Here is a 21,347-nt window from a genome sequence, read left to right on the forward strand (position 1 = left end):
GTTGTTCATTGCCTTAACCAAAAAGTTTATTTGTGTTCATTTTCATTAATTAAATGTTTATTTATATGATAAATACGTAAATATAAAAAAGTCAAGTTTGATTCGAACAAAAACGAGTAATAATTAAACAAAAATGAACTTAATGTTTTCTGTTAGACGATTTTTGCAAACTGCGCTTCTTTCTTTTCTTCTACTGGAACAGTAATAAATTTTGTTAAAAGAGTACTAATAAAGTATAGAATTGCAAGCACCCACACAACTCCTTGTGCACCTATAGAACCTATTAACAAACCTACAATAGCAGGGCCAATGAAGACAGGTAAGCCTGCTCCCAAGTTTAAAATTGCCATGGCTGCTCCCTTATCCTCTTTAACTAAGGATGGAACAAGTGCAGAAAGAGGAACATAGCCAGCTAAAAGGGCTCCCCACAAAACACCAACAGCGCCGACAGCCCAAATATTTCCTGCAAACCATTGAGGGGAGTAGTATAATGCTAGAGTAGTGATACCACAACCGACCCCACCAAACCACATAATAGTATTTTGCCAGCCTACTTTGTCACCTATAACTCCAAATAGAAGATTGAATAATATATTAGCGATAAAAATCGTTCCCCAAATTCCAAGCCAAGTTGTTGTTGGAATTCCGTAATCTGCAAGATATGTTGGAAGGAACACAGGAAAAGCAAATTGAGCAGTTGTGTTGATTGTACGAACAATTCCACCCAGCAAAACCTTTGGCTCTTTCTTAACAATTGTAAAGCCTTTCAAGAGCTCTTTTGATTTACTTTCAGTATTTGCTTTGTTACTTTTTTCTAGTTTGTCACGATTGAAAACTAAAGCAAAAATGGCACCAAGTAATACCCAAACAATTGAACTCCATAATGTATTAATATGTCCTAAATGTTTAATTGCCCAAGTAGAATAGTATGCACCTAGAACATTTAATCCTCCTGTAAATACAAACCAAAACCACCCTACTGCAGATCCAAGCTTATCCTGTGGTGCACGATATGCAATCCAAACTAAGAAAGAATAAGCGAATAATGGATAACCCAATCCTCTAATACAATAAAAGAGTAACATCATTCCATAATTTAAATTCGCTGCTACACCTAAACCAATAAAACCTGAGGTACCTAAAATATATACAATAACTCCAAGCGTCATTGTTCTCTTCGGACCTAACGCTTCAACTAATACACCTGAAAACCATGATGAAAGCGCAATTGTTACTCCGTAAACTGCAAATAAAAGAGAGTTTTGTTGTATGGTAAATCCTTGATCGATCAGCCAAGGACTTAACCATGCTATTTCAAGTCCATCTCCCATCATGAAAATCAAAACACCTAAATAGCCCCAAATTAAATTACTAGGAAGGCCTATTTTATTAAAAATATTATTTTTTCCCATTTGTTTTCCCCCACTTTTACCTATGTAAGGATTTTTTCACTATCAGATTTCTTATAAAACTATTAATTTGATAACGCTTTCTAAAATACATAAAAATATTTCACTTTGTAAAAAAATCGAAACCTATGCAAATGATTATCCATTTGAGTTATTATCTTTATGTTACTAGAACGTATATAACTAATTTCAAAAAGCAATCTTCAATAAACTACAACATTCAGAAAACTAAGAAAATATCTCCTATACTTACCAATACTATATTAATATATTTTGCAACAAGTAGAGTACTATGCTATTTTTTTGTTCACCTCTATTCGTTTTATATTATTTTCTACTCATTTTTGCTCATTTAATAAAAATTTACTGATTAAACGAGTGGAAGTCAACAAATTTTTATTTATTTTTTGTTCATTTCTGTAATTTATATAAAAATATTGCACATTATTGTTTGTTTCTGATAAAATTTACCTTAATGATGTAAAGGTTTTCACGAGGAGTGTAACTATAATGACAACTTTGAAGTATTCAATAGGAATCGATTATGGATCTGAGTCTGGTAGAGTTCTTGTTGTAGATGTAAATACAGGAGAAATTAAAGGAAAGCATGTTATTCCTTATAGACACGGGGTTATAACAGATTCATTACCTAATAATAAAAAATTAATTCCTAAAGGAAGTGCTCTTCAGCACCCAAAGGATTATCTTGAAGTATTAGAAATAGGTATACCTAATGCCATTGCTGAAGCAGGTATACTGCCAGAACAAATTATTGGATTAGGTGTTGACTTCACTTCATCTACAATACTGCCTGTAGATGAAAAATTAACACCTCTATGTTTTCTTGAAAAATTTCAAAACTCGCATCACTCTTGGGTAAAACTCTGGAAACACCATAATACTAAATCTCAAACAGAAAAAATTTACAAATTGGCAACTAAGCGTAAAGAAAAATGGTTACGCAGATTAGGCTATAACATTTCTGAAGAATGGGCAATTCCAAAGATACTCGAAGTATTTGATAATGATCGTGACATTTATAATTTTGCTGCTTATTTTTTAGAAGCATCAGATTGGATTGTTTCTATTCTAACTTCAAACTTAATTAGAAATAATTGTTCGTTAGGATTCAAAGCTTTTTGGAACGAAGAAGATCAATTTCCAGAGGACTTTTTTAAAGAACTTGATATAGAATTCGGTTCTACTCTTCTTTCTAAACTCCATGGAGAAGTAAAAAACGTTGGTACTTGTGCAGGCTATCTTTCAAATCAATGGGCAGAAAAACTCTCATTACCATCTGGATTACCAGTTGCAACTGGTATTATTGACGCTCATTCAGCTGTCATTGGTACTGGAATCCACGAACCTGAAAAACTACTTATGGTGATGGGAACATCTACTTGTCACATGATGCTGAATTCCGAATTGAAGGAGATTCCGGGTATTTCAGGAACGGTAAAAGATAGCATCCTCCCAGGAATGTATGCGTATGAAGCAGGTCAATCTGCAGTGGGAGATTTATTTGGCACATATGTAAAAAAACATGTACCTAAGGAATATTATGATGATGCCGAGAAATTAAATCTATCTATCTTCGATCTATTAGAAGAAAAAGCTAGTAAACTTATTCCAGGGGAACATGGATTAATTGCATTAGATTGGCATAATGGCAATCGCTCAATTTTGTCAGATGCTGATTTATCCGGTCTACTAATTGGTCTCACACTCCAAACAAAACCAGAAGAAATATATCGCGCTTATATAGAAAGCACTGCTTTCGGAGCAAAAATTATTATTAATACGTATCAAGAATGGGGAATGAAGATTAATGAAATTATTGCTTGTGGGGGATTACCACAGCGCAATAACCTTTTAATGCAAATCTATGCTGACATTTTAAACATTCCAATTAAAGTTTCTCATTCTGACTATGCTCCAGCCATTGGTGCTGCTATATTAGGTGCAGTTGCTGCTGGAAAAGAAAAAAATGGATATGACGAAATAGAAGAAGCGATAAAACAAATGGCCCAACCTATTGAAAAAACATACTATCCTAATCCTGAGAACGTATCTACTTATGAAACAATCTTTAATTATTATAAAGAATTACACAACTATTTTGGTTTACAGCATGCAAAAATAATGAAAACATTAAAGCAACTCCGCAATCAATCATAAATAAGCAAGGGGACCTAGTTCCCTTGCTTATGATGGGACAGGGGGTCAGGTCCATTGTCCCAAAATCAGTGGGACGGTTCTCTCGTCCCTCTTAATATATACCAATCAATAAAGAGGCGAGAGGAAATATTCTTCATGCCTAGCATAACTAGCCACTACTTCTGGAACTGAATTCCCTGTTAATTTTGCAGAAAAAAATTCTGTTAGGGACAGTGGACCCGACCCCGCGTCCCTATCACAAAATACCTATCCAAATCTTTACCGTAGTTGCTAATATTAATAATGCTAAAATAACTTGTAACACTTTAGTATTTACTTTTTTCCCTGTCATTGCCCCTAGTTGTGATGCAATTAAACTAGCAATAGGCCTAGTCGAAATTTATTAAGCCCTCTTACTAGGAATAAATATTAATTTTCCTAGTAAGGGGGCTTACAAAATCTTTCTATTTCTTTACTTTCATAAAGAAATAACCAATTACAAGTATTAAGAACCAGACAGGTGTAACAAATAAAGCAATTTTCGTATCTTTGGCAAAGCCTAATAAAATAATTACAAAAACGAAGAAAGCTAGTACGATCCAATTTGAATAAGGTGCAAAGGGCATTTTAAATGAATTATTTCGAGCATTTTCCGGCATCATTTTACGATAACGGAGCTGCGATACTAAAATAACCCCCCACACCCAGATAAAGCATATCGTTGCGATACTTGTAACGAGTGTAAATACTTCTTTCGGTAATAAATAATTGAGCAATACACCTACTAATAAAACAAGTGTCGAAAATATAAGTGCCGGCGCTGGTACATTTCGATCGTTTAGTGATTTTAAGCGCTTTGGTGCCTTACCTTGACATGCAAGTGTATACAGCATCCTACTTGTACTAAATATCCCACTATTACAAGATGATGCGGCCGAAGTTAAGACAACAAAATTAATGACACCCGCTGCAGCTGGGATACCAATTAGAGAGAAAACCCTCACAAATGGACTACTTTCAGGATCCACACCGCTCCAAGGATAGATGGACATGATAATAAACAAAGCCCCGATATAAAAAATAATGATACGAATAGGAATACTATTTATCGCCTTTGGAAGTGTTCTCTTCGGATCCATTGCTTCCCCAGCAGTAACACCAACTAGTTCGATTCCTACAAACGAGAAAACAGCCATTTGAAAAGCAAGCAAAAATCCAGAAACCCCATTTGGGAAAAAGCCCCCGTAGCTCCAAAGATTCGTAAATGTTGCGGTTGTTTCATGACTTTTAAAGCCGATAAACACAAGTACAAAACCAATAATGATTAATGCCAAAATCGCAATAATTTTAATTAAGGCGAACCAAAATTCAATCTCTCCAAAAGCCTTTACTGTCGCCATATTAATAAGAAGTAATATTAGTACACATATTAATGCTGGAACCCACTGCGGAATACTCGGCACCCAATATTTCACATACATCCCAACTGCCGTTATTTCTGCAATTCCCGTTGCAATCCAACAAAACCAGTATGTCCAGCCAGTAATAAATCCCGCCCACGGACCAATGAATTCCTCTGAAAAATCTATAAATGAACCTGTAGTTGATTTATAGATTAATAATTCTCCTAAAGCTCTCATCACAAAAAAGAGGAATGCACCAATCATTAAGTAAACGAGCATAATCGAAGGACCAGCGAGATGGATCGACTTACCTGCCCCAAGGAATAACCCTGTACCTATTGCTCCTCCAATTGCAATCAATTGAATATGCCTATTTTTCAATCCTCTTTCTAGACTCTTTTCTTTCGTTAACTGTTCCAATTTGTCACCTTCTTATTCATGTAGTAAAAACTCTAGGTTTGTAATCTATCATTTTCCTCCTCAACTAAGTCTTGCTCTTCTTATATTAAAATAATATTTAGAATTATTTTTATTATATATTTTTTATACTAAAATTTCAAACTCCTTTAAAAATGACAAACTAGAGGAATGAAAAATAATTTGGATGTACATTTCTTTAATCTCTCATTTAAAAGACGAGTATCAAATTGTTCAAATTTTTAAGAAAATACAGTTGACTAACTTAGAGAAAACACATAGTATTATAAAACAAAACAATTCCTATAAAATTACTTGGTTTTAGAAAGGAGAAAAACTATATGCTACAAATGATCCTAACGGGTTTACTGTGTGGGGCACTACTTGGCTTTGTGATGCAACGGGGGCGCTTCTGTCTTACAGGGGGATTCCGGGATATGTATATAGCGAAAGATAATCGTATGTTTTATGCCTTGTTGATTGCAATTGCAGTACAAAGTGTGGGTGTATACACATTAATTCAGCTGGGTATGATTGAATTTTCTGCCGGGACCTTTCCGTGGATTGCTGTTATAGTTGGTTCATTTATATTTGGAATTGGGATTGTTCTTGCCGGAGGTTGTGCGACGGGAACTTGGTATCGTGCTGGGGAAGGTCTTCTTGGAAGTTGGATTGCGCTTTTTGGCTATATGCTTATGAGTGCAATTATGAAATCAGGTATTTTGCTTCCTGTTAACAAATCGATCCAGTCTGCTCAGTTACCGAGTAATTCCATTGCGGAAACAACAGGACTTTCTGTATGGGTATTCATTACTGTATTTGCAGCTATTGTGATCTGGATTGTGATGAAGCAGCTAAGAAAGCCAAAAGTGGTTATACCTACAATGAAACCAAAGCGTAGCGGGCTCTCTCATTTATTATTTGAAAAACGCTGGCATCCATTTTTCACCGCATTGTTAATTGGGGTGATTGCAATAATTGCATGGCCGCTTAGCGAAGCAACAGGAAGAATGTCAGGTCTCGGGATCACAACTCCGTCGGCAAATTTACTTCAATATTTAGTGACTGGAGATCAAACGTTTGTTAACTGGGGTGTTTTCCTCGTCCTTGGAATTTTCCTCGGTTCATTTATTGCTGCAAAAGCAAGCCATGAGTTTCGCTTTAGAATGCCTGATGCGAAAACAGGGATTACTAGTTTTATCGGCGGAAACTTAATGGGATTCGGCGCCAGCTTAGCTGGAGGATGCTCGATCGGCAATGGATTAGTAATGACAGCGATGATGACTTGGCAAGGTTGGGTTTCTTTACTATTTATTATTTTAGGAACATGGACAGCATCTTATTTTGTTTTCGTCCGTCCACAAGTGAAAAAGAAATCTGAGACGACGATAGCAACAATTACAACAGCTTAGGAGGAATGAAAAATGCAAAAAACATTAGAAGTGATGGGGCAGGTTTGCCCATTCCCGTTGGTAGAAGCTAAGAAAGTTTTTGAAGAAATTGATTCAGGTGACGAATTGGTCATTAAGTTTGATTGCACACAAGCAACTGAAAGTCTCCCACGCTGGGCTGCAGAAGCCGGTCATGCAGTGACTAACTTTGAGCAAATTGGTGAAGCTGCATGGACGATCACAGTCAAAAAGAAATGATTTGGATATAATAAATTTCATGAAAGGCTGTCTTAAAAATATTTGAGGCAGCCTTTTTAATGGCTTTTAGGTGTCTCTCAATCTATTATCGGTATTAAAATTTCAACTTTTTCTTCCTCAACATTTTCTTCAAAATAATAAATCTCTATCGGAAAAGAATGATCAAACCATTTTTGTTTATAGTTATTTTGTTTCATCCATTCAAATAGCTTTGGATGCCCTTGATCTATCGTTTTATTTGAACAGCTAATCATTGCATAGGTAGTTAAAGGGAGATTGATTCCTATCATTCCCTCTGGAATATTGGTTATTTCGTTAACTTCAAGACAAGCAAAATAAGTTGCAACGATTCCATTACACATGTAAGGACTGAACATAATTTCTTTATTGCAACTATTAACAATTTCGTCTCTTCTCTTTTCAAATTCTAGCTGGATTTTGATTGCGGCATCTGGAAACGATTGAGGAAAATTTGCGGTTATACTTTGTCCAATTAACTTATAATCCTTTTTGACAATTTTACATTCAAAAGTAGCGATTGAACTGTGAATCATTGAATAAAAACCTCCTTCAATTTAATCAAAAACAAAACATACGTTCTACAAAAGGATAACATAAAGTAAATAAAAACACCACAATTTATTCAGAAAATTTAGTGAAAACGAACAATAGAACAGTCCCATATCTGTATACCTCTAACTTTAATGAGACATAGAACCGAACCTGTAGTCCGTGGGACAAGGGACCTGTCCCCTCGTCCCTACCCTCGTCCCTATACAAAATAATCCTTTTGGCGGTATTTTTCTACGAGAAATTTTGCGTAGGTATTTGCTTCTGCGGTATTTCCTTTTTCCATATGATAGTCGAATAGCTTAATTGAGTAGTGTTCGATTAGGAGAACAAGGCCCATTTTCTTAAAATAAGGAAATACTTCTTTTTCTAGGTATTGGTAGTACTCCTCTTTGTTGTTTTTAAGGTTATATTTATGTAAATGGAAGAAATGTTTAAATGTTGTTTCGTTTATTTTTTCAGAAAGAGAGATGCCCTTTTCGGCAAGCTGAAGCAGTTCTTCAGTTGATTTCAAGCCTTGTCTCGTTGCTGAATTTATATATCCTTCTAAGGATCCTAAATAATAAGATGTTTCAGGATCTCGTGAGTCCATAGATTGCTCGTAATATTCACAAGCTTTTTCAAAATCTCCTTTACGAACTTGCTGGTATGCAAGATTGTGGATCAGCATCGATCTTTGATGCTTTAATCCGAGATTTTCGGTCATTTCGATTAATCTTTGGTATTCAGATTCCTTTGGATGGTAGTACTCGTCCTGTTCCACTTGGATCAACATGAGCATCTCTGCTTCAATGATTCTAGTAAAAATTCGTTCCTCTGTAAAAAAACGAAGAGACTTTTCTGCGTAGTAATATGCAAGAACTCGTGAATTTAGAGAATGATAGGCAAAAGCTAAATGATAATAGTATTCTTGATTGTTATAATAGGTTGGATCGATTTCATGTAAAAAAGAAATGGACACATCCGTTTCCTTTTTTAATAGTCCATGTATTCCTTTAATATGAAGCAGCATGTTTTTGTCATATGGTGAGAGGTCAAGCCATCTGTCCATTTCACCAATGAGGGAATCGACATATTGATCCTCTCCTATTAATAAATAATATCTAGTAAGTATAAGCGTATAGGAACGATAGATATCCGGCATATGCAGAAGCGGAACGGTCTCCAATTGTTTCTTTATACTCTCAGCCTTTGAGTTTAGTTTCATAATGATTGCTTCATGCCACTTTTTTAAAAGGGAATCTAATCCTAAGTAAGTTTCAATTTCTGATTTCATATCAATGCCGAGCCGCTTGGCCAACAGCTCAATCGTTTCCTTTGAAACTTCTGTTAATCCTCGTTCAATCTTACTTATATGGGTACTCGAGCAGATGCCGCTTCCTAAATCTTTTTGCATCATATTTTGACGCTCGCGGTAGAATTTGATGATTTTTCCTTCTAGCATGGTGATCCCCTCTCTTCAACTCGCAAATTTAATATATCCATTCTTATTTTGATTTAGAAAACCCCAATTCAAATAAATAGATTTGAGTCTCTTCGACTAAATCCATCAAAAAAAATTGCTTATTTTCAATCTCTTTTTGTAAATGATAGGTTAAAAGTACCTATCCGAAACCCCGATTGCTATCTAATAGAATTGTTAATATCATTATTATATTAATCTTTCAAATATTTAGAAAGGGATATGCTTACGTTTATCAATTAAAAAACGAAAGTGGGGAGCATATGAAAATTCAATCTTTTCTTAAACGAACTGCGGCTATTACTCTTTCTGCAGGGCTGCTGTTTTCATCGGCACATACACCATTTGTCACATATTCAAATGCGGCCGACCTAAAAGCTGAGGATATCCTTTCTTCGCTGACAAGTGAACAGCGAGAAGCATTGAAGCAGCTAGAGATGACAGATAACTACGGTTTGCAAGGTTTTAAAAAGGCTGAGTTGAAAGAGGATAAAAATATCTCGGTCATCGTTCAGTTTCAATCAAAACCAGGTAAAGTTGCTGTCTTAGAGGCGAATGTAAAAGGAAATAAGCTTACTAAAAAACAAGCGGATGATCAGGTAGAAAAGGAGCATACTCAATTTAAAAAAGATATCCAATCCATTCTTTCATCTACTAATCTTAAAAACAAGAAGCTAAATCATAATATCACTAAGACCTATAAAACTGTTTTTAACGGGGTAGCGATGAAGCTTCCAGCGAATCAGGTAGAACAGCTTTTACAATCTGAAGTAGTAAAAGCAGTATATAAAGATGTAGAATTTAAGGTCGATCCGATCGCTATGGGAGAGAAAACGACTGCTGGAACATCTGTTGAAAGTATTCCCTATTTAAAAATTGACCAACTTCACAAAGAAGGCATTACTGGTAAAGGGATTAAAATTGGGATCATTGATACAGGTATTGATTACAACCACCCAGATTTAAAAGGTGTCTATAAGGGCGGATACGATTTCGTAGATAAAGATAATGATCCAATGGAGACAACGTACAAGGATTGGCAGGATTCTAAACAACCAGAATTTAGCGGGTACGGATCTTCCTATTATACCTCCCACGGAACACATGTTGCTGGTACAATTGCTGGACAAGCTACTAATGAAGATGTATCTGTCGAAGGTGTCGCTCCTGATGCTGAAATATATGCTTATCGTGTCTTAGGGCCATACGGATCTGGAACTTCTGAAGATGTCATCGCTGGAATTGAAAAAGCAGTGAACGACGGCATGGATGTCATTAACCTTTCCCTTGGAGCAGACATCAATGACCCCTATTATCCGACAAGTACAGCCATTAACTATGCTGTTTTAAACGATGTAACTGCAGTCGTCGCAGCTGGAAATGCTGGACCAGAGGCATATACGCTTGGATCACCTGGCTCTGCAGCTCTTGCTTTAACAGTAGGTGCAAGTGATGTTCCGATGGCAGTCTCAACATTTAATGGAAAAATCGGAAATAAGAATTCTATTGAACTAGTAAGTATGGCGCGCCACTATGCAGACAAGTTGAAAGAGCTTGATGGAAAATCCTATGAGACTGTGGATGCTGGTTTAGGAAGAACCTCTGATTATACTGGCAAGGATGTTAAAGGAAAAATTGCTCTCGTCGCACGAGGAGATATCACGTTAGCGGAAAAAGTCAGCAATGCGAAACAAAACGGAGCGGCAGCAGTTCTTCTCTATAACAATGTTGAAGGACAAATCGATGCAAATCTTGGTGAATCTGTTGACTTTATTCCCACCTTTTCTTTAACAAAAGAAGCAGGCGAAACGATCAAAACTCAAATTCTAACAGGTGAAACGAAATTTACATTTTCCAATTATGCGGAAAAACAAACAGAAGGTGACCACTTAGCATATTTTAGTTCAAGAGGTCCTGCAAGACAAACTTATGATATGAAACCTGAAGTAACCGCACCAGGTGTAAGTGTTCTTTCAACTGTACCTTCTTATATGGTGGATCCTCAACATCAAGATAATTACCAATATGCGTATTCTCGATATTCAGGAACATCTATGGCTACTCCTTTTACAGCCGGGGTTGCTGCATTAATGCTGCAAGCAAATCCAGAGCTACATCCAGAAGAGATAAAAACGGTTCTAATGAATACGGCAGATCCTCTCAATGGAAATTATAGTGTATTTGAAGTAGGTGCCGGAAGAGTTGACCCATATCAAGCTGTGCATAATGGAACAAGCTTCAAAATTAATGATAATACATTTATTCCGGGTGTTGAGAAATTAGTTAAGGTAAAAGAATTAACAGGTGGACTAAGCTTTGATGTTCATTATGTAGATAAAAAGCTAAATGTAAAAAAAGAAATTACCGTTGAAAATCATGAAAAGGAAAATAAAACATTTAATGTCTCTATTAATGAGTCGAAGGGCTCTACTGGCTTGAAGGAAAATGGGATTGAGCTAGATATTCCAAACCAAATTACTGTTAAAGGTAAAAACACTAGTAAAGTGGATGCAAGACTGCGTACTCCGAAAAAAGTGAAGGATGGAATTTACGAGGGCTATATTACATTAACAAACAAAGCGAAAACATCAGAGCAATACCGAATTCCTTTTAGTTTCCGAACTATGGAAGATGGGTTTAATAAGGTTGAGATACTGAATCCTTCTTATTCCCCAACCCATTTAAACCAAAGTGCATGGAGTCCTTATCGCGACCCATTTGTATTTAGCCAATTTAACCTGCGTGCACCAATGGAAAAAATGGATGTCGTTCTTCAAGATGCTAAAACAGGTAAGGACCTCGGACTCGTGGGAACGATTAATTTAGAAGATGCTTACGACAATGTGGATTATGGTTTATTTGCATTTATTGGACAATACTATCAGTTTACCGGAAATTCAAAACAACCAATTTCCCAAGATGTCAGCTATGCCCAACCAGGTCATTACAAATTGAAATTTATCGGCACAGGCGGCTCTGGGAAAGTAATTACAGAAACACAGCATTTGTTCGTCGATATTGATCCACCAAGTTTTAAAAGCTCGTTAGATGGAAATTCTCCATTTATTGAATATAAACCGGGTCAAGAAACATACCCATTTGAGATTCAAATCACAGATCCAACCGTTGACGAACTAAAAAAAGCGGGAGTAAATATCGATCAATCATCGAACTCGATGGTTTATTACTGGGGTGAATGGCCTTTCCCTTCTTCACCAATCCCAATGGATCAAGAAGGAAAGTTTGTCGAAGAAATCGCTATGGATGAATCTATCCCAGCACTTCCATTCCGTATGGATGGTTATGATATGGCAGGAAACGAAATAACAAAGGAATACTTATTTGTTAAAGAAGGTACACCGGTTACTTATGCTACGAGCGATACTACTTTTGCTAAAACTGGTGAAACGGTGAAAGCGAAAATCGTTTTAGACAACTTGAAAGACGTAAATAAAGCAGTATGGACCTTCGGGGATTATTATGGAATGAAGACAGTGCAGCTAGTAGATGCTAAGCTTACTGATCAGTTCTCAGACAATGCCACAATCGATGTCAAAGGTGATAATGTAACCGTTCAGTTTAAACAACCGAGTGGAACATTTGATCATACGGCTGTAGCAGAGGTTACTTTAAAGGTACAGGACAAAGATTTTTACGCATTCGGAAAAATCGATCCGACCGTAAGTGTAACCAATGCAAATAATGAGAAAATTAACGTTTTAAACGGAAGCTATACTTTTAAAGTTTCTCCGCAATTTGCTCAAGCAAATGGCTATATAACTCCAGAAGGATTTTATGTAGGCGATCGTGAAAACGGTGGTGGATACATTGATAAAAAAGATTGGGCTAAGTCGGGGGTGACTGTAAAGATTATCGATTCAAAAGGAACAGAATTTGATGGCACTTCTTCTATAAATGATAGTGGACAATATAAATTTAACATGCTGCCATTAAGCAAAGATTTATTCACAGTTGAAATGAAGGTTCCAGGCCATTTCTTAACGAAGAGTAAGGTAAAAATCAGTTATGAACATAATGGTCAATTATTTGGAAGAAGTCAATTCATTTCTGCGCTTGACATCATAGCTGGTGATGTTAACCAAGACGGGGTCATCGATATCCTTGACGCGATCGAAATTCAGAAAGCATGGAAAACAAACAACCGTGCAGCCGACATCAACTTTGATGGAGTCGTCGATGAAAAAGATATGGAGTATGTAATCAAAAATTACCAAAAACAAAACAAAAATATCGACAACCCACCAAAACCACAAACGAAATACAAAGGCAAAACTCTAGAAACCATTCTAGCTGAGCTGGGCATGAAGCCATAACCGGGACGCGGGGTCTGGTCCCTTGTCCCACTCTCATTGAAGAATAAGGGCTCAACTAAATGAGAACTGCTTGGCGGAATTCAAAGGTTGGGCCAAAATAGAAGAAATCGGCGAGTAAGCCGATTTTTTTTAATTTCATAGCCACTGGGACAAGGGGTCAGGTTTTTTGTCCCACTTATATACTATAGTTAGCAAAATCATTATCCGAAGAGAACCATGATACAGGGCCACGGGATGCAGGACCTGACCCCGAGTCCCTGCATTCAAATCCGCCCAAACCATTTATTTTTTTTTGAATACCATTTAATAAGTGGGATGTAAAGGAGGGGAATTATGTCTAATCAAAAACGTGAAAAAGTCATTCATGTTGATAAATTAATCATACACGCTAAGGAGGTTGAGATTATTCAGGAGCACCATGCTCCAACTCAACCAGAGAGAAGAAATCCGTGGGACTTCTTTATGAGACGGCCACCAATAACTCAAGAGAATATAGAAGTATCCTCCAGGAACACTTCTGGAGAACAAAGGGAATAAAGGCAAAATGGAAAGTTAACCCTTGATGAATTAACAGGCGAACCTGTAAAGAAAAGTAAAGACAATAAGATGCCCTGGGTGTTTCAGTTATTTTCTTACACCCCTTGGCATCTTATTTTTTTGAATTAACAATCCTCTCTATTTAACTATCAAATTTGTTTTCTTATATTCTTCTTCAGCTACATTTTTGACTCTCTCACAAAATTTCATAACTACTTTATCACTTGCAAAAAATAAAAATAATTTAAGGAATGATTTCAACGGACGATTCGTGCAGGTATATTTAAACAGGGTTTTCTCTCGGTTGATTTGGCTTAGTTCATACAAAGCAGTAATCTCAAACATGTTTGCCAGTGAAAAGCCTACTTTTAATTTCTTTTTATCAGGAAAATTTTCATATTCCAATGTCTCAACTTCGTACTCCTGTGTACGTTTCCCCTCTTTATATTTTTGGAGATAGATACTTCCCACCCCTTCATCCGTCACTTTTATAGGTTTATAATCGACAACTTGAGGCATAATTTTTTGCATATCCTCTATTGATCCATCTAACAATCCCCAAACTTGATCTATCGGTGTATCTATTGCTATTTCTTTTGACCACGATTTCATCCCAACACCTCTTATATATTTGCATTATTTTTTTCTAAAAAATTTCTTCCTTAATAAGTATTCACCTTTGATTGCCTAATTCCTTTAATGGGACAGAGGGTTCGGTCCTCTGTCCCAACATAAATCTAATCTATTAAGTGGGACATTGGACCAGACCCCTCGTCCCTTTCTGTAAATCTTGATATAATGCGTGTAGTGATAGATATTAAAACTGAATTTCTAGTTCGCAAGATGTAGATTATGAAGGACTGGGACAAGGGACCTGTCCCCCCGTCCCATCGGAGGTTTTATATATGGGTCGTAAAGATGATATTTTCGATTTTGTGAAAGAGGTGAGGAGGAGTGTTTCTGCTAATGATATATCGGAGCAGCTTCGTTTAGATCGTTCGAATGTAAGTAGGTATTTGAATGAGCTTTATAAGGAAGGTCTGATAGAGAAAACGAGCGGAAAGCCTACTCTTTATTTTTATCCAGAATCAGATGAGGAACGTGAGCCCTCTCCTCGGCATGAACATAAACCTAGTCATACATTTGATGGATTAATTGGTGCAGATGGCAGTTTAAAGATTGCTATTCAACAGGCGAAGGCTGCGATTTTATATCCGCCAAGAGGGTTGCACACCTTAATTTTAGGAAAAACAGGGACTGGAAAATCATTTTTTGCAGAATGTATGTACAAATACGCTATTGAATCAGGGAATATAAAACAAGAAGCACCTTTTATTCAATTTAACTGTGCAGACTATGCTCAAAATCCTCAGCTTTTATTTGGTCATATATTCGGAGTGAAAAAAGGAGCTTTTACTGGGGCAACAGAAGACCGCATTGGTCTAATTGAAAAAGCCGATATGGGGATCCTGTTTTTAGATGAAATTCATCGTCTTCCTCCAGAAGGTCAAGAAATGCTCTTTACATTCATTGATAAAGGGGAATTTCGCAGCCTCGGTGACAGTGAACGAACGAAAACTGCTTCTGTGCAGATTATTGGGGCTACAACGGAATCAACTGAGTCATATCTGCTTGAGACTTTTACAAGAAGAATTCCGATGACCATTCATTTGCCTTCCTTGGAGGAACGGAAATTTGAGGAACGTTATCAACTGATTGAGCATTTTTTAATCCAGGAATCTAACCGTTTAAATGAAACAATCTATGTAGAAAGACGTGCATTGGCCGCATTTTTGTTATATCGTACTTCTGCAAATATCGGCCAGCTGCAACGAGATTTAAAGCTAGCTTGTGCAAAATCCTTCTTACAATTTAAGTCTGACCAAGTATCAATACTTATAATCCAGCAGCAGGATCTGCCAATCCATGTTCAAAAGGGCCTATTAGATGTAAAAGAATACCGGGATAAGATGGACAGAATTATTGATGCTGACCAAGAAATCTTTACATTTTACGATCGGAAAAAAACAGATGAAAAAGATGAAGGAGATTTTTATCAGAATATTGAGGATAAGTTAAAGAAGCTTCACCTGGAAGGAAAAAACATAAAGGATATTCAAACTGAAATACTAATGGACGGAGATCAATATTTTAATGAATATATTGATCAGCTACCCCAAATTGGGTTTGATGAAATGGTTGATGTTCAAATATGGAGCATCACCGATAAAATATACAACTATGCAGAACAGGAATTAAACCGTTCGTTTAGGAAAAAAATGAAATTTGCTTTTGCCCTTCATTTACAAGGAACAATTGAAAGAATCAAACAAAATAAAGTCGTCGTTCATCCTAATTTAAAGGAAATTCATAAAAAGTATCCTAAAGAATTTAAGGTATCCATAGAAGTAGCACAAATCATTGAAAATGAATTAGATGTCGAGATTCCACTTGATGAAATTGGATTTATTACGATGTTTTTAGTTTCAGATATTGAGGAAGGAATGTATAACCAAGATGATAAAGTTAGGATCATCGTAATGATGCATGGAACCTCTACCGCTTCAAGTATGCTGCAAACGGTTCAGGATTTGTTAGGTGTTCAAATTGGAAATGCCTTTGATATGCCGCTTTCAATGGAAGTCCGAGACATGTATGAAACGGTTAAAAAGGCCATCGTCGAGATGAATCCAGCAAAAGGTGTTTTATTCCTAGTCGATATGGGTTCAGTAGCTTCCTTTGGAAATATGATTTTTGAAGAAACAGGAATTAAGACGAAAACCATTTCAATGGCCAGCACCCCTATCGTAATGGAAGCTGTCCGCAAGACCTCTTTAGGTAGAAGCTTAGAGGATATTTATCAAAGCTGTCTTCAGTTATTTGAGAGTCAATTCAAATCGGTCGTATTTCGACCAAAACCTACAAAAAAGGCCATTATTACGGCTTGTTTTACAGGAGAAGGTGTGGCAAAAAAAATCAAGGAACGGCTTGAAACGCTAATTAAAGGAAAAGATATCGAGCTTATTTCGCTGCAATTTCTTCATAGAGAGTCCTTTACCGAAAAGATTGAACAATTATCAGAACAGTACGATATATTAGCTATCGCTGGAACTGTACAGTTCGAATTTAATGACATACCATTCTTCTCCCCCATCGACATTTTCAATGACGATCATTTGAAAAAGTTAGGAAGTATGATCGGAGAGGACGAACCGTATAATAAAATGATTCAAACATTGGAAAATCACTTAACAATGATCCCGTCTGTTTCCCGTTTGATACAACGATTACGTAAGATTGTCATAAACCTTGAACTAAAATTAAACGTTACTTTGGATGATGAGGTAATAATGGGGATTATCCTCCATCTTGGCTTTTTAATCGAAAACATGAAGCTGCAGCAGCCAACGCGAAAATTTCCGAATATGAAAGAGTATCATAAGAAACACAAAGAAAAAATTAGTCATGTTAAAAATATCTTTCGTGACATAGAAATTGAATACGATATTACATTTACAGATGATGAAATGATGTATATTTGTCAAATGTGTCTAGAAAACAATAATTCCTAATGTGTGTAATAAAAAACACAAGTGTGTAAATAATCTCATGCTTGTGTTTTTTGTGTGTAAATAAAAAGTATTGAAATGATTGCGTTTCCACACAATAAAGTTGGCACGTTTCTTGCATGAATATATGTAAGTGGAAGATGTTCTTCCTACTTCATTTATTTAAAGGCTATTTTCTCAAAAGATTGTTGCTATTTCGTATAGTAACATTTTGTTTCGGGACAATTTTTTAGAAAAATGCAACAAAGTATAAGAAAAGAGCCTTACAAAACATTTATATTTCTACTACAAAAGGAGAGGATTTACTATGAAGACGATTATGCTAGTTTGTTCTGCAGGTATGTCTACAAGTCTTTTAGTTACAAAAATGGAGGAAGCAGCGAAAAACATGGGTGAAGAGGTAAAAATCTTTGCTGTACCAGAAGCGGAGGCAAATAGACATTTTGATGAAATTGATATTTTATTACTAGGACCTCAAGTTCGCTTCTTAAAAGGAAAAATCGAAAAAGCTGTAGCTGGAAAGAACATTCCGGTTGATGTGATTGATAGTATTGCGTATGGAACAATGAATGGTGAAGCAGTATTAACAAAAGCTTTATCACTGTAAAAGGCTGTTTTCGCAAAGATTGATGCATATTTTTTTCGGGGCATCTTAAAAAAATACATCTTTCGAAATGTTTAATGCTGATATTTAATATTTTCGATTCATAATTACCAAGCCTTACAGAAGTGATTAACGAGCTTTGCGGGAGAGGAATTATATTTTTTTTATAGAAAATAGTAAAGGGGAATCTAGAATGAATAAATTTCTAGAAATTGCTGGTCGTATTGGAGCGCAACGACACTTAGTTGCTATTCGTGATGGTTTTGTCATCATCATGCCATTAATGATCTTAGGATCAATGGTTATTCTAATTAACAATTTACCAATTAATGCGTATCAAGACTTTATGTCCAGTTTGTTTCATGGAGATACTTGGAAACAGTTTGGAGGAAGTGTTTGGACAGGAACTTTTGCCATTGTATCCTTGCTTGTAACATTTACCATTTCCTATCAATTGGCAAGATCATATGACAAGGATGGTCTTTCTGCAGGGATTGTTTCCTTTGCAGCATTGGCAACAATTATGCAGCCAGTCGCTGAAGGTTCTGGACTTCCATTAGTATGGGCTGGAGCTCAAGGTTTATTTATCGCAATTATTACAGCACTTGTTTCAACTGAAATTTTTACAAGATTACTTGGAAATGAAAAACTAATGATGAAAATGCCTGCAAGTGTACCACCGGCTGTATCAAAATCATTTGCGGCATTGTTACCAGCTATCATTACTTTATCTATTTTTGGTCTTATTAAAGTATTTACAATTGTTGCTGGAATTCCTGATATTCATCAAGCATTCTTTGATGCTTTACAAGCACCGATTTCGAAAATGGCAAACACACTTTGGTCTGCAATCATTATTGCACTATTAATTCATATTCTTTGGTTCTTTGGTTTACACGGTTCAAATATCATGGAGCCTGTTATGCAAACAGTATACTTACCAGCAATTGAAGCAAACGCAAAAGCATTAGAAGCTGGTCAAGAAATACCTAATATTGTAACAAAACCATTTTTCGATGCATTTATGTATTTAGGTGGAACAGGTGCAACAATGGCCTTAATTATTGCTGTGTTTATTGCGGGCCGCCGTCATAAGCATTATCGAAATATTTCTGGATTGGGTGCAGCACCAGGTTTATTTAACATAAACGAGCCAATATTGTTTGGATTCCCAATCGTATTGAATCCTTTATTAATCATTCCATTTATTTTAACACCAGTAGTTTTAACAGTATTTAGTTATATAATGATTGCCACAGGAATCGTACCGAAAACAGTTGCCTTTATTCCATGGACAACACCGCCAGTAATCGGAGGGTTTTTAGCAACAGGTTCTTGGCGCGGAGCAGGATTGGCACTAGTAAACTTAGTTATAGCTGTTCTTATTTATATACCATTTATTAAAGTAGCAGAACGAGCTGAAGTGAAGAAGCTTCAAGAGCAAGCAAACATAGGAGAAACTACAGAACAATAGATTTAGCAGGGAGTCGAGTGCAATGAATATTGAAGAAACAATTATGAAGATTATTCTTCATAGTGGAAACGCAAAAAGTGATGCCTTTGAAGCAATCCAAGCAGCAAAGGAAAATAATCTTGAATTAGCAAGAGAGTGTATGGAGAAGGCTAACCAGGAGCTTACAAACGCTCATCATGTACAAACATCTTTAATTCAATCTGAAGCACGTGGGGAAAAAACAGAGGTATCATTATTGCTTATTCATGCACAAGATCATCTAATGAATGCAATCACATTCAAAGATCTAGCAAATGAATTTGTAGATTTATATGAAACGATAAAAAGATAATTTTAGAAATGATAGATTGGCTATGCGAAAAGACATGTTGAAGGTTAACAGCGTCTTTTAACAGAGCCTTTCTTTATTGACATAGGGACGTCCAAGCCCCAAATAAGGGAGGAAGAAAAAATGAAAATTGCAGTTATTGGTGGAGGAAGCAGTTACACACCTGAATTAATTGAAGGATTTATCCTTCGTGCAGATAAAATAAATGTAGACGAAATCGTACTTGTTGATATTGAAGCTGGTAGAGAAAAATTAGAAATCGTTGGTGCCCTTGCAAAAAGAATGATTGAGAAAAGTGGGCTTCCTATTAAAGTAGAACTCACTTTTGATAGAATCAAGGCCATTACAAATGCAGATTTTGTACTAACACAGTTCCGTGTCGGCGGCCTTGATGCACGAGCAATGGATGAGCGCATTCCTCTTAAATATGATGTAATCGGCCAAGAAACAACTGGACCAGGAGGATTCGCAAAAGCACTTCGCACCATTCCAGTTATCCTTGATATTTGTAAAGAGATTGAAGAATATTCAAATGACGCTTGGTTAATAAACTTTACAAACCCAGCTGGGATGGTAACAGAAGCCGTTCACAAGTACACGTCTGTTAAGGCAATTGGACTTTGCAATGTTCCAATCAATATGAAGCAAATGTCTGCAAATATATTAGAGGTTGACCGAGATAATGTAAATATGTCATTTGCTGGATTAAATCACCTTGTCTACGCAACCAATGTTCATGTGAATGGCAAAGATGAAATGGATACATTACTTGATCGTATTATTGAAGGAAAAAATATGAATATGAGAAATATTCATGATGCACCCTGGGAGGAAGAATTCTTAAAAGCACTTCGAGTTCTACCATGCCCTTATCATCGATATTATTACATGATGGATGAAATGCTGATAGAAGAAAAAGAAGCAGCAGAACAAAGAGGAACTCGTGCAGAACAGGTGAAGGAAATTGAAAAAGGGTTATTTGAAACCTATAAAAACCCAGCATTAAATGTGAAGCCGAAGGAATTAGAAGAACGTGGTGGTTCCTTATATTCTGAAGCAGCAGTATCACTTATTACATCCATTATTACGAATGATCACGCCATCCATACAGTGAATGTACCAAACAACGGTACCATTTCACAGCTTCCTGATGATGTGGCAGTTGAAGTTACTTGTGTAGTAAATAGTGAAGGCCCAAAACCGTTACAGGTTGGAAAACTTCCTACATCAGTGATTGGCTTAATCCAGCAAGTAAAAGCATTTGAAGAATTAACGATTGAAGCAGCGGTAACTGGTAATAAACACAAAGCACTACTCGCGCTTGTAAATAACCCATTCGTTCCATCAAGTAAAGTGGCAAAGCATTTGTTACACGATATTTTAGAAGCAAATAAAGATTATTTACCACAGTTTACAAAATAGAGGTGAGCGAGG

Annotated in this window: 15 protein-coding genes and 1 pseudogene; 10 read left to right on the forward strand and 6 right to left on the reverse strand. The window is 36.3% G+C overall.

The features are described from left to right. Positions 1-152: 152 nt before the first annotated feature. Positions 153-1,412 carry an MFS transporter gene (locus ACQKP0_RS04905; protein ID WP_427404696.1) on the reverse strand — a complete coding sequence of 420 codons (1,260 nt, stop codon included), beginning with the start codon at positions 1,410-1,412 and terminating at the stop codon, positions 153-155. 507 nt (positions 1,413-1,919) lie between these two features. On the opposite strand from ACQKP0_RS04905, the gene ACQKP0_RS04910 reads away from it, so the two are divergent. Continuing rightward, complete coding sequence (locus tag ACQKP0_RS04910) at positions 1,920-3,587, forward strand: ribulokinase (protein WP_427404697.1); 1,668 nt, start codon at positions 1,920-1,922, stop codon at positions 3,585-3,587. A 235-nt stretch (positions 3,588-3,822) separates the two neighbouring features. Here the strand turns inward: ACQKP0_RS04910 and ACQKP0_RS04915 are convergent. Both ACQKP0_RS04915 and ACQKP0_RS04920 read right to left on the reverse strand, forming a co-directional pair. Beyond that, positions 3,823-3,951 (reverse strand): annotated as a pseudogene (locus tag ACQKP0_RS04915) (sulfite exporter TauE/SafE family protein); the annotation flags it as partial. 79 nt (positions 3,952-4,030) lie between these two features. Then, positions 4,031-5,389, reverse strand: a complete 1,359-nt coding sequence (locus ACQKP0_RS04920; RefSeq protein ID WP_427404698.1) for an amino acid permease — start codon at positions 5,387-5,389, stop codon at positions 4,031-4,033. 338 nt (positions 5,390-5,727) lie between these two features. Between ACQKP0_RS04920 and ACQKP0_RS04925 the strand changes: the two genes are divergently transcribed. Continuing rightward, on the forward strand, positions 5,728-6,798 hold the full coding sequence (locus ACQKP0_RS04925; RefSeq protein ID WP_427404699.1) for a YeeE/YedE thiosulfate transporter family protein: 1,071 nt from the start codon (positions 5,728-5,730) through the stop codon (positions 6,796-6,798). A gap of 12 nt (positions 6,799-6,810) precedes the next feature. After that, positions 6,811-7,035 (forward strand): sulfurtransferase TusA family protein, encoded by a 225-nt coding sequence (locus tag ACQKP0_RS04930; protein ID WP_427404700.1) that lies wholly within the window; start codon positions 6,811-6,813, stop codon positions 7,033-7,035. Between the two features lie 77 nt (positions 7,036-7,112). Here ACQKP0_RS04930 and ACQKP0_RS04935 read toward each other — a convergent pair whose 3' ends face one another. Together ACQKP0_RS04935 and ACQKP0_RS04940 are read right to left on the reverse strand one after the other, a co-directional pair. Beyond that, positions 7,113-7,589: a GyrI-like domain-containing protein gene (locus tag ACQKP0_RS04935; RefSeq protein WP_427404701.1), complete on the reverse strand. Its 477-nt coding sequence runs from the start codon at positions 7,587-7,589 to the stop codon at positions 7,113-7,115. Positions 7,590-7,807: 218 nt separating this feature from the next. Beyond that, on the reverse strand, positions 7,808-9,049 hold the full coding sequence (locus tag ACQKP0_RS04940; protein ID WP_427404702.1) for a helix-turn-helix domain-containing protein: 1,242 nt from the start codon (positions 9,047-9,049) through the stop codon (positions 7,808-7,810). A 281-nt stretch (positions 9,050-9,330) separates the two neighbouring features. Here ACQKP0_RS04940 and ACQKP0_RS04945 point away from each other — a divergent pair, with 281 nt between their 5' ends. Together ACQKP0_RS04945 and ACQKP0_RS04950 are read left to right on the forward strand one after the other, a co-directional pair. Next, entirely contained in the window at positions 9,331-13,401 is a 4,071-nt protein-coding gene (locus ACQKP0_RS04945) for a S8 family serine peptidase (RefSeq protein ID WP_427404703.1), read from the forward strand. A 333-nt stretch (positions 13,402-13,734) separates the two neighbouring features. Further along, positions 13,735-13,938: a hypothetical protein gene (locus tag ACQKP0_RS04950; protein WP_427404704.1), complete on the forward strand. Its 204-nt coding sequence runs from the start codon at positions 13,735-13,737 to the stop codon at positions 13,936-13,938. A 138-nt stretch (positions 13,939-14,076) separates the two neighbouring features. Here the strand turns inward: ACQKP0_RS04950 and ACQKP0_RS04955 are convergent, their stop codons facing one another. Beyond that, a complete protein-coding gene (locus ACQKP0_RS04955; protein WP_427404705.1) occupies positions 14,077-14,550 on the reverse strand; it encodes an SRPBCC family protein in 474 nt (157 codons plus the stop codon). A 293-nt stretch (positions 14,551-14,843) separates the two neighbouring features. Here ACQKP0_RS04955 and ACQKP0_RS04960 point away from each other — a divergent pair, with 293 nt between their 5' ends. From ACQKP0_RS04960 to ACQKP0_RS04980, 5 genes are all read left to right on the forward strand, one after another. Beyond that, positions 14,844-17,510, forward strand: coding sequence for a sigma 54-interacting transcriptional regulator (locus ACQKP0_RS04960; protein ID WP_427404706.1), 2,667 nt, complete (start codon positions 14,844-14,846; stop codon positions 17,508-17,510). A 304-nt stretch (positions 17,511-17,814) separates the two neighbouring features. Continuing rightward, a complete protein-coding gene (locus tag ACQKP0_RS04965; protein WP_427404707.1) occupies positions 17,815-18,114 on the forward strand; it encodes a PTS sugar transporter subunit IIB in 300 nt (99 codons plus the stop codon). A gap of 190 nt (positions 18,115-18,304) precedes the next feature. Beyond that, positions 18,305-19,585 (forward strand): PTS sugar transporter subunit IIC, encoded by a 1,281-nt coding sequence (locus ACQKP0_RS04970; protein ID WP_427404708.1) that lies wholly within the window; start codon positions 18,305-18,307, stop codon positions 19,583-19,585. A 22-nt stretch (positions 19,586-19,607) separates the two neighbouring features. Continuing rightward, a complete protein-coding gene (locus ACQKP0_RS04975) occupies positions 19,608-19,916 on the forward strand; it encodes a PTS lactose/cellobiose transporter subunit IIA (RefSeq protein WP_427404709.1) in 309 nt (102 codons plus the stop codon). A gap of 120 nt (positions 19,917-20,036) precedes the next feature. Then, positions 20,037-21,335, forward strand: a complete 1,299-nt coding sequence (locus ACQKP0_RS04980) for a 6-phospho-beta-glucosidase (RefSeq protein ID WP_427404710.1) — start codon at positions 20,037-20,039, stop codon at positions 21,333-21,335. Positions 21,336-21,347 lie beyond the last annotated feature (12 nt).

The sequence above is a fragment of the Heyndrickxia sp. NPDC080065 genome, assembly GCF_050281185.1.
Lineage (GTDB): Bacteria > Bacillota > Bacilli > Bacillales > Bacillaceae_C > Heyndrickxia.